General features: G+C 46.6%; 10 protein-coding genes. 8 read left to right on the top strand and 2 right to left on the bottom strand.

The features are described 5' to 3' along the window. Nucleotides 1-96: 96 nt before the first annotated feature. The 6 genes from recC to GXP65_RS12125 all read left to right on the top strand — a co-directional run bounded on the left by recC (nucleotide 97) and on the right by GXP65_RS12125 (nucleotide 11661). Nucleotides 97-3570, top strand: a complete 3474-nt coding sequence (gene recC / locus GXP65_RS12100) for an exodeoxyribonuclease V subunit gamma (protein ID WP_162092968.1) — start codon at nucleotides 97-99, stop codon at nucleotides 3568-3570. A gap of 321 nt (nucleotides 3571-3891) precedes the next feature. Then, on the top strand, nucleotides 3892-7530 hold the full coding sequence (gene recB / locus GXP65_RS12105; RefSeq protein ID WP_162092924.1) for an exodeoxyribonuclease V subunit beta: 3639 nt from the start codon (nucleotides 3892-3894) through the stop codon (nucleotides 7528-7530). Continuing rightward, nucleotides 7530-9689 carry an exodeoxyribonuclease V subunit alpha gene (recD, locus tag GXP65_RS12110; RefSeq protein WP_162092925.1) on the top strand — a complete coding sequence of 720 codons (2160 nt, stop codon included), beginning with the start codon at nucleotides 7530-7532 and terminating at the stop codon, nucleotides 9687-9689. The genes recB and recD overlap by 1 nt, the downstream gene beginning before the upstream one ends. A gap of 161 nt (nucleotides 9690-9850) precedes the next feature. Further along, nucleotides 9851-10867, top strand: a complete 1017-nt coding sequence (locus GXP65_RS12115) for a LysM domain-containing protein (protein WP_162092926.1) — start codon at nucleotides 9851-9853, stop codon at nucleotides 10865-10867. Beyond that, nucleotides 10855-11229, top strand: a complete 375-nt coding sequence (locus GXP65_RS12120; protein ID WP_038864613.1) for a hypothetical protein — start codon at nucleotides 10855-10857, stop codon at nucleotides 11227-11229. The genes GXP65_RS12115 and GXP65_RS12120 overlap by 13 nt, the downstream gene beginning before the upstream one ends. Nucleotides 11230-11253: 24 nt before the next feature. Continuing rightward, on the top strand, nucleotides 11254-11661 hold the full coding sequence (locus GXP65_RS12125) for a hypothetical protein (RefSeq protein ID WP_240334995.1): 408 nt from the start codon (nucleotides 11254-11256) through the stop codon (nucleotides 11659-11661). Here the strand turns inward: GXP65_RS12125 and GXP65_RS12130 are convergent. Next, nucleotides 11658-11843, bottom strand: coding sequence for a hypothetical protein (locus tag GXP65_RS12130; protein ID WP_005427310.1), 186 nt, complete (start codon nucleotides 11841-11843; stop codon nucleotides 11658-11660). The two genes, GXP65_RS12125 and GXP65_RS12130, sit on opposite strands and share 4 nt — an antisense overlap. 253 nt (nucleotides 11844-12096) lie before the next feature. Next, nucleotides 12097-13434 carry an amino-acid N-acetyltransferase gene (argA, locus tag GXP65_RS12135; RefSeq protein ID WP_038891899.1) on the bottom strand — a complete coding sequence of 446 codons (1338 nt, stop codon included), beginning with the start codon at nucleotides 13432-13434 and terminating at the stop codon, nucleotides 12097-12099. Nucleotides 13435-13598: 164 nt separating this feature from the next. On the opposite strand from argA, the gene GXP65_RS12140 reads away from it, so the two are divergent. Next, nucleotides 13599-14054 carry a DUF2850 domain-containing protein gene (locus GXP65_RS12140; RefSeq protein ID WP_162092927.1) on the top strand — a complete coding sequence of 152 codons (456 nt, stop codon included), beginning with the start codon at nucleotides 13599-13601 and terminating at the stop codon, nucleotides 14052-14054. A 266-nt stretch (nucleotides 14055-14320) separates the two neighbouring features. Further along, entirely contained in the window at nucleotides 14321-15433 is a 1113-nt protein-coding gene (mltA, locus tag GXP65_RS12145; RefSeq protein WP_162092928.1) for a murein transglycosylase A, read from the top strand. Nucleotides 15434-15505: the final 72 nt, after the last annotated feature.

Raw genomic sequence — 15505 nt, forward strand, 5'->3', positions numbered from 1 at the left:
AACCTTTTGTTATTTAAGCTATCGAGATCGCTCTAGGAATATATGCGGCTGTGCTAAGCTTGCTAGCAGTTTCCATTGGCGCTCGGTGCACTTACTTTGTTTACTGTCTATCACTCCAATCAGGTCGATGTTCTCAAATCACTTCTTGTTGAACTGATTCGCATCAATCCATTAGAAAATCCATTCGAAAAAGAGCAAATTCTGGTTCAAAGCCCGGGTATGTCTCAGTGGTTAAAAATGGAATTGGCGAAAGAGTTTGGTGTTGCGGCAAACTTAGAATTTCCGCTGCCAGCGACTTTTATTTGGGACATGTTCACCCAAGTATTGGCTGATGTGCCTAAACGCAGTGCCTTCAACAAAGAAGCCATGACGTGGAAGTTGATGCACTTGCTTCCGGGCTTGCTCAACGAAGCGTCATTCGAACCTTTGGCTCGTTATCTTCAAGATGACACTGACAACTCCAAGCTGTATCAGTTGGCAGAGAAAATTGCTGATATCTTCGATGGCTATTTGGTGTATCGCCCAGAATGGATTGCAAGCTGGGAAGCAGGACAAACGGTGCCTGAACTTGAGGATGAGCATCCATGGCAACCGGTTTTGTGGCAGGCGTTGTACGACCACACAGTTACCCTTGGGCAATCGCCTTATCATCGTGCCAATTTGTACGAACACTTCATTGATACGCTCGAAAACTTCAACGGTAACTTTGACCATCTGCCGAAGCGTCTGTTTGTGTTTGGTATCTCTTCACTGCCGCCACGTTACATGGATGCGCTCAAAGCCATTGGTGAACATATTGATGTGCACTTGATGTTTACCAACCCTTGTCGTTATTACTGGGGTGAGGTACGCGACCGTAAATTCCTAGCTCGCTTGGCAGCAAAACATCGCCAGCACGTGGTTTGGCAAGAAGACCATTCTGAAGTGCAAGGTGAGACTGAGCAGTTAAAAGGTTCACTAGAAGAAAACGTGTTGGATGAGCTGCACACCGATGTGGTGGGTAACAGTTTGTTGGCTTCGATGGGCAAACTTGGACGCGATAACATGTATCTGTTGTCGCAGCTTGAATCCCATGAGATAGAAGCTTTTGTTGATGTCGAGCGCGACAGTCTGCTCCATCAACTTCAAGCAGATATTCTTAATCTAGAAGAGCACCAAGACGACGAGCAAATCGACAGCAGTCAGCACAAACAAGTGGTGAGTTTGGGTGATAAATCTCTGAGCTTGCACTCTTGCCACAGCCCAATGCGAGAAGTGGAAGTGCTACACGATCAGCTTCTGGCGATGTTCGATGCCGATCCGACACTGAAACCGCGCGATATTATTGTCATGGTGGCAGACATCAATGCCTACAGCCCTGCGATTCAGGCGGTATTTGGCAATGCGCCGGGTGAGCGATTTATTCCTTACTCGATTTCAGACCGGACGGCCGATCAAGAGAGTCCAATTTTGGCGGCTTTCATGCAACTTGTTAATTTACCGAATACACGTTGTTTGGCTTCTGAATTACTTGAGTTGTTAGAAACGCCGGCGATTTTGAAGCGATTCGACTTAAGCGAAGATAATTTCCTTCAAGCCAAACTATGGGTGGAAGAATCTGGTATTCGCTGGGGGCTAGATAGCCATACGGGCAGCGAATTTGAACTGCCAGAAACACGCCAAAACACATGGCAATTTGGTATCCAGCGTATGTTATTAGGTTACGCGATGCCAGAGTCTGCTGGTTTGTTTGAAGCGCAAGAGGGTAGCCTCTCGCCATACAATGAAGTGCAAGGTATGGGCGCAGAACTGGCCGGTAAGTTAGCTCACTTTATTCAACAAATTAGCCAATATCGCCGCAAACTTTCCCATGTTCAGTCGATTGATGCATGGCGTGAAACCTTGGTGGCGATGTTGGATGACTTCTTCTCTGTTGAGCTAGAAGGGGAAATGGCGCTTAAGTCGATTCGAGATACCTTAAGCCAGCTGAAAGAGCAGCTAACCGATGCGGCATTTGATGATGCCTTGTCGCCTTCTATTGTTAGCCAGTATCTACAAAACAAGCTGTCAGGAACACGGGTCAGCCAGCGCTTCCTTGCCGGACAAGTGAACTTCTGTACTCTGATGCCGATGCGTTCGATCCCATTTAGAACCGTGTGTCTACTCGGTATGAATGATGGTGTTTACCCGCGCTCAATGCCACCAGAAGGTTTTGACTTAATGACAGGGCGCACTAAACGGGGCGACCGTTCACGTCGAGACGATGACCGTTACCTATTCTTAGAAGCCGTGCTGTCTGCACAGCAAAGTTTGTACATCAGTTACGTTGGACGTTCTATCCAAGACAACACTGAGCGCGTGCCGTCTGTTCTGGTGTCGGAGTTGATGGAATATTGCCATCAGAACTACTGCCTAGATGGCGATCAAGACCTGCCAGTCGATGACTCCGGCGATACGCTACTTAATGAGTTAGTGAATGTGCATGCCATGGTGCCATTCAGCCCAAGCGCATTCCAAGGTTCTCATTCAAGCTATGCCAAAGAGTGGATTCCAGCTGCGTTGACCCAAAGCAATCAATCGCAAGGTCATGCGCGTGGCGAGTTTAACCGTGCGTTGGATGATTACTTACTTGGCGCGACTTTCCCAATCGAGTTGGACTTGGTGGAATTACAACGCTTCTGGCGTTTGCCGGTACAGTATTTCTTTAACCGTCGTTTGAAAGTGATGTTCGAACCACCATTGCCCGTGATGGAAGATGATGAGCCATTCGTTTTAGATGGTTTAGAAAGTTATCAAATGCGCGATGAGTTACTGGAAACCTTGCTCGAAACCGCCATTACTCAACCATCGGCAAAAGCAGACGTGCTCAAGCACTTTATGAGTGAGCAACGCGCGCAAGGCAAATTACCGGTTGGTGCATTTGGTGATATCGAGTTTGAGACCAACCGCGTGCAAGCGGAAGAGTTGGTGGATAAGTTGGCGTTTTTATCTGGTGCTCCGCAAGACGATTTAGAAATCGATCTTACCTTCGATGTGCTTGGTGAAGGAAAAAACATCCGTCTAACTGGTTGGCTAACTCAATGTTATCAGTCTGGGTTGATTCGCTACCGCAGCGGTAAAATTCGTGCGCAAGATTACCTTGCTGCATGGATTGATCATCTTGCTATGTCTGCCTCTGGTCAGGCTAGAAAGACTCACGTTATCGGCTATGACCGCAAGGAAGGCGCGGTACATTTAGTTTACCCAGCAATGGCAGACGCTGCGCAAGCGAAACAGCTGCTTGCTGAATTAGTACGTCTGTTTTTTGAAGGCATGACCAAGCCATTACCATACTTCCCGAAAACAGCATTGGCGTGTGTCGAGGCGGGCTTTAGTCGTGGCCACTGGGCTGATGACGAAGAGAAATCGCTAAAGAAAATGGCGGATGCATTCAATGATGGTTACATGAGCCCAGGAGAAGGAAATAACGCGTATATTTCGCGTATTTGGTCTGCTTGGAATGACGAGCTTGCAGCAGAAGTTCGTATGCTGACCGCATTGGTTCTTCAAGGCGCAAGACTGGCGGCGATGGATGCCGATGATGAAAAGTAAGTTGGATTATTTAGATGAAGAAGAGAGTAGGGTGGCCGCCAGAAAATCATTATTTTTTGTAGGGCGTTCGCTGTACGGCCACAAGGTCAGAGGGACCATGATTCGTTTGAGTGTTTAGCCTGATCATTTATCAATACGTTAAAGTGATTGATCTGTTATCAGTGCTCATCTCGTGACGCGCATACTAGCGGTTGAAGATCAGGATAACCGTGAGTGAGATCCCACTAACCTTTAAATATTCCAACTTGTTAGACATATAAATAGAATTTTTAACGACAGATCACAGTTCGGTCAGTCGATAATCCGGAGAGATTCAGCGTTATGGCGCAAATGTCAGTTCCAACTCCACTGCAAACCATGACTTTTCCACTGCATGGTGCAAGATTAATTGAAGCATCGGCAGGTACGGGTAAAACCTTTACCATCGCGGGTTTGTATCTGCGACTCCTACTAGGGCATGGCACTGCCGATACGAAGCACTGCGTGCCGTTGACTGTGGATCAAATTCTGGTCGTGACCTTTACCGAAGCTGCAACAGCGGAGCTGCGTGATCGTATTCGTGCGCGTATTCACGACGCGAGGATCGCATTCGCTCGCGGACAAAGCTCAGATCCTGTGATTCAACCTTTATTGGAAGAAATTGAGGATCATAAGCAAGCCGCCGAGATCCTTTTGCAAGCGGAACGCCAAATGGATGAAGCCGCGGTGTACACCATTCACGGTTTCTGCCAACGCATGCTGACGCAAAACGCATTCGAATCCGGTAGTCGCTTCAATAATGAGTTTGTGACAGACGAAAGCCACCTAAAAGCGCAAGTGGTTGCCGATTACTGGCGTCGTAACTTCTACCCTCTGCCATTCGCTTTGGCAGGAGAAGTGCGCCAACTATGGGGCTCGCCATCGGATCTACTGTATGACATCAGCAACTACCTCACGGGTGCGCCGTTAAGTCTCTCTGTTCCTGCAATGCAAGGTAGCCTTGCCGATTTGCATGAGCAAAACTTAAAGCAAATTGATGCTTTGAAAGCCCAATGGCGTGATAGCCAAGATGACTTCCTCGCGTTGATTTCTGATTCCGATGTCAACAAACGCAGCTACACCAAAAAGTCTTTGCCCACGTGGTTAGAAGCGGTCAATACATGGGCAGCGACAGAAACCACGGGCTATGACTATCCAGATAAGCTGGAGAAGTTCGCGCAGAATGTGTTATTCGAGAAAACTCCGAAAGGCACTGCGCCACAGCACTCGGTGTTTGAGGCGATAGAAGCCTTCCTTGCCAACCCAATCAGCTTAAAAGCACCATTATTAGCTCATGCGATTGAGCATTGTCGCGTGATGCTGGCAAAAGCAAAAAATCAGAAGCAATGGTTGTCATTTGATGACTTGCTGACTCAGCTTTCTGCTTCGATTGATACCGATGAAACCGCCTTACTGACAGAGCGCATTCGCACGCTTTATCCGGTTGCGATGATCGATGAATTCCAAGATACCGACCCACTGCAATACAGCATTTTCAGTCGCATTTATTTAGATAATCCAGAGTGCGGTTTGTTTATGATCGGTGACCCGAAACAGGCGATTTACGGTTTCCGTGGAGCGGACATCTTCACCTACATCAAGGCTCGTAACCAAGTTAGTGCTCACTACACGCTTGGCACCAACTGGCGCTCAAGTGCCGATATGGTATTGGCAGTGAACCAGATTTTTGCTCTGCCAGATAGCCCGTTTATTTATGACTCCGACATTCCATTCCACCCTGTGGATTACAGCCCAAGCGCTGACAAACGCGTTTGGACCATGGGTGGTCAAAAGCAACCTGCACTGACTTATTGGCTGCAAGAAGCGGAAGATAAACCATTGCCAAAAGGTGAATACCTCACCGCCATGGCAGAGGCGGCAGCGAGCCAAATTCAAACCATTTTGACCGCAGCGCAACAAGGCCAAGCGTGTTTGGTTAATGGCGAAAAGCAGAAGCCAGTTAAAGCGGGCGACATTGCAGTATTGGTGCGAACGGGTAGCGAAGGTCGCATGGTCAAACAGGCGTTAGCAGACCAAGGCATTGCCAGCGTATACCTTTCTAACCGCGATAGCGTGTTTACCAGTTCTGTCGCACAAGACTTACAGCGTTTGCTGCAAGCGGTGTTAACGCCAGAAAATGACAGAGCACTGCGTGCCAGCCTAGCATCAGAATTATTTGCTCTAGATGCAGCCAGCTTAGACGCCCTCAACAACGATGAAACCGTGTGGGAAAACGCGGTTAACGAGTTCAAAGAATACCGTAAGCTTTGGGTGCAACGTGGTGTGCTTCCTATGCTGCGAGCAGTGATCAGTAAGCGTCATATTGCTGAGCGTTTGCTAGAAGAAGGGGCGAGCTTGCAAAGTGAGAACGGTGAGCGAGTACTTACCGATTTGATGCACATTGGTGAGCTATTGCAGCAAGCGAGTAACGAATTAGACAGCGATCACGGCTTGCTGCGTTGGTTAGCACAATCTATCAGCGATGCAGAGCACGGGTTGGGTGGAAGCGATGACCAAATTCAACGTCTGGAATCAGAGCGTAACTTGGTGCAAATCGTCACCATTCACAAATCCAAAGGTCTGGAATATGACTTAGTCTTCTTGCCATTTGTGTTTGGTTACCGAGAAGCAAGTGAAGCCAAATACTACGACGCTGAGAACGATCGCACCGTGCTTGATATCACGGGTAACGATGCGTCGTTAAAACAGGCAGATAAAGAGCGCCTTGCTGAAGACTTGCGCCTTATCTATGTAGCGCTAACGCGTGCCGTGTATGCCTGCTTTATTGGTGCTTCACCACTACGCAATGGCCGCTCAACCAAAGAGCCAACTGGCGTGCATCACAGTGCGATTGGTTATTTGGTGCAAAATGGTCAAGAGGGCGGCATTAACGATTTGTTTGTTGGGTTGAAGAAGCAGCAAGAGAATCTCGATAACGTGGTGATTTGTGACCCTCCAAAGCAGCACGATGGGATGTATGTTGTGGAGCAAACTGAGTTAGAAGCGTTGACAGCTAAAGAGCTACAAAACCCAATTGATAGAAACTGGCGAATCACCAGTTACTCGGGCTTAGTTAAACAAGGTTCTCATCATGCTGAACATGACGCGACGATTGAAATCACCGGCTTTGATATCGACTCTTCAGAAGAGCAAGATGAAGCGGAATTGGTTGAGCCAGAACGCTCTATCTTCAACTTCCCACGTGGCGCACGCCCGGGTACCTTCCTGCACAGCTTATTTGAGGAAATTGAGTTTACTCAACCTGCGACGACGGAAGAGAACACCCAAATCATCCTCGGTTTAATGGAAAGTGAGCAGCTTGATGAAGAGTGGTTGCCAATCCTGCAACAGTTGATTGATACCGTGCTGGCAACGCCTTTGGATAGCAAAGCACTACTGCTCAATCAAAAAGGTCCGGCGCAACGTTTGGTTGAGATGGAATTCTTACTGCCGATTGAAGTGCTATCTGCACCAGCATTGAACCGTGTGATTCAACGTCATGATCCGCTGTCTGCTAAAGCTGGCGATCTGGGTTTCCAAACCGTGCAAGGCATGTTGAAAGGCTTTATTGACTTGGTATTTGAGCACCAAGGCAAATACTACGTCCTCGACTGGAAATCGAACCACTTAGGTGATGATGTATTCCATTACCATGGCGATGCGTTGAAGTCGGCGATGGCGGATCATCGCTACGATCTGCAATACCAAATCTACGCTTTGGCGCTGCATCGTTTCTTGCGTAGCAGATTGCCAAATTATGATTATGGACAGCACTTTGGCGGCGTTTATTACCTGTTCTTGCGTGGGATGGATGGGCAAAGTGATCACGGTATTTTTTCTGCCAAGCCAACCTTTGAATTTTTACAAGAGATGGATCATTTGATTGATGGTCAAGCACCTGACACACGATCCAGTGAATCGGGTCAGATGGAGTTAATTTGATGAAAACCAATGATCTTCTTTCTGAGCAAAACAGCCTTGTGGCAACACGAGATCTATTGGCAACTTTAGAATCGTTGGCAAACAAAGGAGCGATTCGCCAATTGGATTTCCAGTTCGCGCGCTTTATCTATTCGCAAGTTGAGCAACAAGCGAACAGCCAAGAACTGGCATTTATTGCTGGCGTGATCAGTAGTGAATTAGGCAAAGGACACATCTGCTTGCCTCTGTTTGACAGCCAAGGGCAGCCAACAGACCTTGCCAGTAAGCTCGGTCTGTTTGGGGAGTCTGCGTTAGCGCTTAATACTCAGCTGCAAGGCGTTAATTGGGTTGAGCTTCTACAAGCGTCGCCTTTGGTTGGCACTCAAGGTGAAGCTTTGCCAATGATGTTTGATGGCGAGCGTCTCTACTTGCATCGTTACTGGCACTATGAAGTGACGTTGGCGGACAAGCTCAATCAACTCAGTGCGGCTGTAAACCTTCAGCCTCAAGAGTTCACACGTTTGTCTGAGTTGCTCCATCATTTATTTGCTCGTCAGTATCACTTTCTGTTCAATGCACTAGCCAAAGCGGCAGATGCAGGAATCAGCAATCAAGTGTTACGCCAGCAGCTAGTCTGTGACCATTTGGATGTGGTTACCGTAGACAGTCTCGATTGGGCAGCCATTGATGCGGCAGTCTGCCAAGCGAAACAAGTTCACGATCTGCAAGTGCTGGACAAGCTTGTGCCGTTGTCAGCTTGTGTTAACTGGCAGAAGGTCGCCGCTGCTGTGGCACTGACGCGTCGTTTTGCGGTGATTTCAGGTGGTCCGGGTACGGGTAAAACCACCACGGTAACCAAACTGCTTGCCGCATTGATTGAGCAAGCAGGACAAGAGAAAAACCTCACCATCAAGCTGGTGGCGCCAACAGGTAAAGCGGCAGCGCGTTTGACGGAGTCTATTGGTAAAGCGATTCAAGAGTTGCCAGTGGAGCCTCAGCTTAAAGCGAAAATTCCAACCGAATCGAGCACTTTGCATCGCCTATTGGGCGCGATCCCAAACAGTGCAGAGTTTCGTCACAACAAACAAAATCCGCTGCACCTCGATATTTTAGTGGTGGATGAAGCCTCCATGGTCGATCTGCCGATGATGTACAAAGTTGTGGATGCACTGCCAAAGCATGCGCGTTTGATTCTTCTCGGAGATAAAGACCAGTTGGCATCGGTAGAAGCTGGTGCGGTGCTAGGTGATATCTGTTCGTTCCATGCATTTGGCTTTGGCAAAGAGCAGGCGTCTGCAGTCGCGAAGCTAACAGGTTTTGACACTTTGGCGTACAGCACCAACAGTAATGCTTCGATTGCCGATAGCCTATGCATGCTGCAAAAGAGTTACCGATTCGACGCCCGCTCTGGTATCGGCCAGCTAGCAAAAGCGGTCAACGCTGGCTCAGCTGCAAAAGTAGATGACGTTTGGAGTCGTGATTTTGCTGATATCGAGCATTTCGCACTGAGTAGCCAAAACTACAATCAGATGATGCAGACTTTGGTCTCTGAATATGGTCGTTACCTGAAACGCATCGGACAGCAAGAGATTGACCAAAAGACAGGGGAACCAGAAACGCTGACCCGCAAAGCCAAAGCCGTGTTGGATACCTTTAATCAATGCCGATTATTGTGTGCCATCCGTGAAGGTGACTTTGGTGTGACCGGTTTAAACCAACGCATTGAAAAAGCACTAGCGGCACGTAAGTTGATTCAAACCCAAGACGAGCTTTGGTATCACGGCAGACCTGTAATGGTCACGCGTAACGATCATGGCTTGGGGTTGTATAACGGTGATATCGGCATTTGCATGCGAGACGACAGCGAAGGCGAACCGCGTCTTAAAGTGTTCTTTGAACTGCCGGATGGCAGCGTAAAGTCGGTACTGCCAAGCCGAGTGCCTGAGCATGAAACCGCATATGCGATGACCATTCATAAATCACAGGGCAGTGAGTTTGAATACACGCTGATGATTTTGCCGCCAGATTTCAGTCCAATCCTCACTCGCGAGCTGATCTACACTGGCATTACTCGCGCCAAGAAACGCCTTGCGATGTACGCTGAGATGAATGTTCTCAAACGCGGTATTAAGGTGAAAACTACTCGAGCGAGTGGGTTGGTTGAGCGACTTAGAAATTGAGTCTACTCATTCAAAAGTGAGAAGTTTTCATGAACTGAATATGTTTTTATGTGGCGGGTCGTAATCCCGCCATTTTTATGTCTGCAATTCTTTTTCAAAATTGAAGTGTTGGAATTCTTGGCGATATTATCTTATGCACTTTAGTGCACTTAAGGCTTTCCATGAACACAACTCACTTCAATAGCGTTAATCGATATACTTCGATCTATAGCGTAAAACCAGGCGATACCTTATCAAAAATAATACTCAAGTTTTATCAAGTCAGATATGGAAGTAATGAATATAAAGCTGCACTTCAGCAAATTACCTCAGATAACCCTCAAGTCAATGACCCCGATAAGATAAAGATTGGACAATCGCTCATTCTTAGAAAGTTAAACACTCCGACTGGTGTTGAAAGTCGACCAATTAGTGCAAATGCCCAAACTATCTCTGAAGCAGACCAAAAACAGTTTGATTCTACAGTTAAAGCATTATCTATACCTGAGCGAGAAGCTTTTTGGGCGCTGTCTTGGTTAGATGATAACTGGGGACCTGCAAGTGCTGGAATAGGTGCTAGTTTTGCTTCAATGGGATTTTTGTTAGGGAGTGAATCCAAAGGGAACATATCAGAACTCAAAAAGCTCGATGGACTTTATCAAGACTATAAAGCCGGTAGATTAACAAAAGGTCAGTATGACTATCGCAGAAGAAAGCTGTTGGAGACGGTCGCAAAAAATCTAGGTCCCACAGAAAAGCTCTTCTTTAACGGTCAGAAAGCGCGTGAATCAATGAGGATTTCAAGGAAGGGTGGAGTTCCAGCAACATCTGCTATAAAGAAAAATACAGACAAACTTGCTAAGTTGTCAAAAGCGGTAGCAAAAGGAGGAACGGTTCTAACCGCTGTGAATCTTGGGTTGGCTTGTGACCAAATTGCACGTGCTAAAACTGATGTAGAGAGGAGTTCGATTATCGTAGAAACCGCGGCGAGTACAGCCGTTGGCACTCTCGCAGGCGCAGCGATAGCTCTAGTTGTTCTTGCAACGCCTGTTGGCTGGGTCAGTGCACTAGTGCTGGGTACAGTGTCTTCTTTTGGGAGTTACACTATAGGTAAAATGGCCGCAAGAACTTATAAGGAACATTATTCGGATATTAATATTGCTGCAAATACAGGAATTGGTGACGTATGCAGTTATTAGATATTGCGTTTGTTACCTTTTTTGTCTCGGGGGGGGCGTTATTTGCCTGGTTTGTGGTGTTAGGTGCTTTTCTCGTCTTTTTTACACCCAAAAATATAAAGCAATACGCTTTCAATGAGCGACATTTTTCTGAAGTTGAGCTAGCCATCAGTTCCGGTTTTCATTTTGGCTCTCTTATCTATGGAGTTGGTTTGATCGCTAGCGTATGTTTCCCCCTGTTGGGAAGAAAGCGAGGACTGGCAGATATTCGGAGTGTGTGCGGACGAGGATTTATTTATGTGTGTGTGTTTTATACAACGGTAATGTTGCTTCTGATGTTTACAGTCATTATTTCAATGATTACATGGCTATCCATCTCTTAATTATCAAAGGTAGTTGGACTTAACATGTCTTTGGTAGATCTATCGTTTGTCGTATTTTTTATAGCTGGTGGTCTGCTCATTTTTTGGTATCTGATTGTCGGTATAATTCTGACATGTGCCACTCCTGAAGAGATTAAGCAATACGCTTATACACGGGAGCATTATACTGAGGTTGAGCTGGCTTTGGTTTCTGGCTTCCATTTTGGAGCCTTGATACATGGCCTTGCATTGTTGGCTGCCATCGCGTTTCCTCGACTTGGTCGAAAAAGAGGACTGAGCGATGTACGCAGCATAAGTCCTCAATGGCTGATTAAGGTTAGCTTGGTTGATACTGCTAATCATTCTATTCGTTATATTCTCGACGTTATTAATTATGGTCTTTCACTGAGCATACGTACAAAAAGACCGAGCGCGATGCTCGGTCTTTTTTAATTTTGTGTAAACGCATTGGTAAATGACACGCTGCGAATTTTGTACTGCTGTTGGTAAGCCAAGATAAAATCTTTAATGGCGTCATTGACGGGAAATACGCAGTGGACGTCTAGCCCTTCCAGAAAATGGTTATCCGCCATATCCCAGAAGCTTTGAAGTGAGTTACAAATAATGGTTTTCATAACAGTGCTCATCTTATTCATTGTAAGAGTAACAACTGTCCTTGATGCGTCATGCAGAGCAGCTAAGCTTGCTCCGCACTTTAGGGTGATAGTTATTCACCTAGATCCATTTGTCGATTGTTTGAAATACGACCGTTTGTTGCGCAGAGTATAACCAACAGTATGTATATTGAAAAGGTTAAATTGCGACCAATATCAATGTAAAGCTTTGCATAATTATTTAGTCGTAGAACGTACTGAGTTTCGTTCCTCCTCATAGGTCTAACGCGAGGATTTTCGACTTACGCTGGAAGTTGTACAGCCCTTGCTTTGCCCCTGGTAGATAATCGACGCTCACCTCATAGAAACCTTGTTCTCTAAACCAATGCAGACTGTGTGTTGTCAGGACAAAAATCTGATTGATACTGTCTGACTTAGAGCGGTGCTTCATGTAATTGAGTAGCAATAATCCACGATTACCGTCGCGATAGTCTGGGTGGATCGCCACGCAAGCCATCTCCGCTTTTTGCTCCTCAATATATGGGTACAAAGCCGCGCAACCGATGATCAGACCATCTTTCTCGATGATGGTGAATTTATTAATTTCTTGCTCAAGTTGTTCGCGAGAACGCCTTACTAGTACGCCCTGCTCTTCTAATGGGCGAATTAGATCTAAAATACCGCCAATATCGTCGATGTCCGCTTCACGTACCTGTTCGGCACTGGCCATCACGACTTGTGTACCGATACCATCGAAAGAGAACAATTCTTGGATGAGTGCGCCATCCACTTTGTAGCTGATAAGGTGGCTTCGTGGCACTCCTGCACGGCAAGCTGCAATAGAGCCTTTAAGAAAACGTAATGTACCGGAGTTATAGTCGGTGTCTGGTGCGGTGTTCTCAGTAAGCTTCTTAATGACATGCTCTGCTTCGATAGGAAACAGTTCAGCGACGGCGTTACCGTTATCGTCAATCACCCCTTGCTCTGAGCAGAAGCCAATCAGTTTGTCGGCTCCAAGCTTTATCGCCAACTGGGTGGCCACTTCTTCTGAAAGCAGATTGAAGCATTCGCCTGTGACGGAGCTGGCAATTGGACCAAGTAACACAATGGAACCTTGATCGAGTGTGCGATGGATAGCATCAGTATCGATTCGACGAATGCGGCCGCTGTGACAATAGTCGACGCCATCATCAACACCGAGTGGTTGAGCAATGACAAAGTTGCCGCTCACGACGTTCAGTTGAGTACCTGCCATTGGCGTATTATTTAGACTCATAGATAAGCGTGCAGTAATGGCCAGTTGAAGCTGCCCTGCGGCTTGCATAACTACTGAAAGGGCTGCTTCATCTGTGATACGAACGTTTTTGTGGTATGGCGTGGTAAGGTCCTGTTTCTCCAGTAGTTGATTGATCTGAGGTCTAGCTCCATACACCACAACCACTTTAATGCCCAAGCTATGCATTAAAGCAATGTCGTTGATAATGTTGCCAAAGTTTTTATCAGCAACCGCTTCGCCTCCAAGCATCAATACCATGGTTTTTCCACGGTGTGCATTCACATAGGGTGTGGATTGACGGAATCCTTTAACCAGAGCAGTACTACGAATTTTCACTACAGCCATTCCTTGTGTTTATTTATGCTTTAATATTGTCTTTTTATTCAATTGTTGGCAAGCCAATTTTTTGGAATAAAGCACAAACATCGTGAGCGTGGTGCTTGGTTGTGTTTGGTCGATGGGGGTACAATGCATGGGTCTAGTTCAAACACGTGAGCCTCATGTCTTCAGTTGTAAATAAGAATGCTGCGATCGCTGCTCAAACCGAGCAAAACTCCTCAACCAAATCGACATTTCGAAAGTGGGTCGAACGTTCACTTATGCTGACGGCGCTCATCGGTACTTTTGCCGTTTTGATGATGTACGGCGATTTGATTACGCGCTATGTAAATCCGCCGATCCCTAAATCGACCATCTATGGAAAATGGGTCGAGCAAGATGTTGCTCCCTATACTCGAGAAGAGTTTGTTCTGAGTGAAAGAGGAGTGACGGTACGCGGATCAACTGTTGCGACGGACTTTGAGTTTGATGGTGATACTTTGTCATATAAAGTGGGCTCTACGGTACGCACATTTGAGTTTACAGATCAGCACTACGCTGAGATAAAACTGGACTCAAATGCTCATTACCTTCCCGTGTTTCGTTTGGAAGGTCATTCTAATTTAGCGGTTCGCTAATCCCCCGTTTCTCAAAGCGTGATTCGTTGTGTGTGGCAGGGAATCGCGTTTTGTCACATCTTTATGTTCTTGCGACTTTTCACAAACATTTTCCGGACAATCGTTTGATTCCATTGCTGTTATTATCCTCAACCCAGTTTAAATGGATAAATTGGCAGCAAACCAAGTCTTTGCCTTAACGCTGATACACTTTGTCGCAGCTTTTCAATTGCGTCGTTTGCATTTGTTTGCCATCCTTTTGCTATCTTCTTTTACGGAAAAAACACGTGTTTAAAAAACTCCTTCCTATTGTCTCTTTAAGTCTGCTATTTGGTTGTGCGGCTGAGCCAGAACAAAACCTACTTGCTAAGCAAGATTACGATGGCGAGTTTTCGCATATTTTGAATAAAGCCAATGTTGTTGAATCGAACAAGCCACAAGATTTCACTGAGTTCAACAAACAAGCAGAACAGGTTGTGATTAAGTCGCCTTCAATGGCAAAAATGTACCAGCCACTTTATGAGAAGTTGAGTGAATGGGCATTGCAGAGTGGTGACACGACTGCGCTCAGTGCTTACGGCATCCAAGCCGCGCAACTGGGTGGTGGTGACAAGAAGGGCAACGTGTTGTTCACGGGTTACTTCTCACCAGTGATGGAATTGCGTCACGAACCAAACGAAACGTTTAAATACCCGGTGTATGGCAAGCCGGTTTGCAGCTCAAACTGTCCGACACGTGCCGAGATCTATAATGGGGCGCTAGAGGGGCAAGGTCTAGAGCTTGGCTATGCACCCAATATGATTGACCCGTTTATGATGGAAGTGCAGGGCAGCGGCTTTGTTCATTTTGAAGATGACGATACGTTGGAATACTTCGCTTACGCAGGCAAGAACAACAAAGCGTACGTGAGTATCGGCCGAATTCTAATTGAGCGTGGTGAAGTGCCACGTGAAGAGATGTCACTTAAAGCTATCAAAGATTGGGTAATGAAGAATGATGAAGCAACGGTTCGCGAGTTGTTAGAGCAGAACCCTTCTTATGTGTTCTTTGCGCCACAAGCGGATGCGCCAGTAACGGGCTCTGCGGGCATTCCTTTACTGCCAATGGCATCGGTAGCAGGCGATCGTTCGATTCTACCTATGGGTACGCCAATTTTGGCGGAAGTGCCGCTACTTAATAAAGACGGTACATGGAGTGGGGCACACCAGCTTCGTCTTCTTATTGTGTTAGACACTGGCGGTGCGGTGAAACAAAATCATCTCGACCTATACCATGGTATGGGACCACGCGCGGGTACAGAAGCGGGTCACTACAAGCACTTTGGTCGAGTATGGAAGTTGGGCTTGGAAAACACGCCAACGCAAGCACCTTGGGCTTTGCCGCCAGAGAAGTTACAATAAGCGCCTAGCGAGAGGAATCGCCTCTCATCATCTAGACATTTCCTCAAAGAGTGCGTATAAATCGCACTCTTT

Source organism: Vibrio sp. LB10LO1, assembly GCF_010092875.1.
GTDB classification, from domain to species: Bacteria; Pseudomonadota; Gammaproteobacteria; order Enterobacterales; family Vibrionaceae; genus Vibrio; species Vibrio campbellii.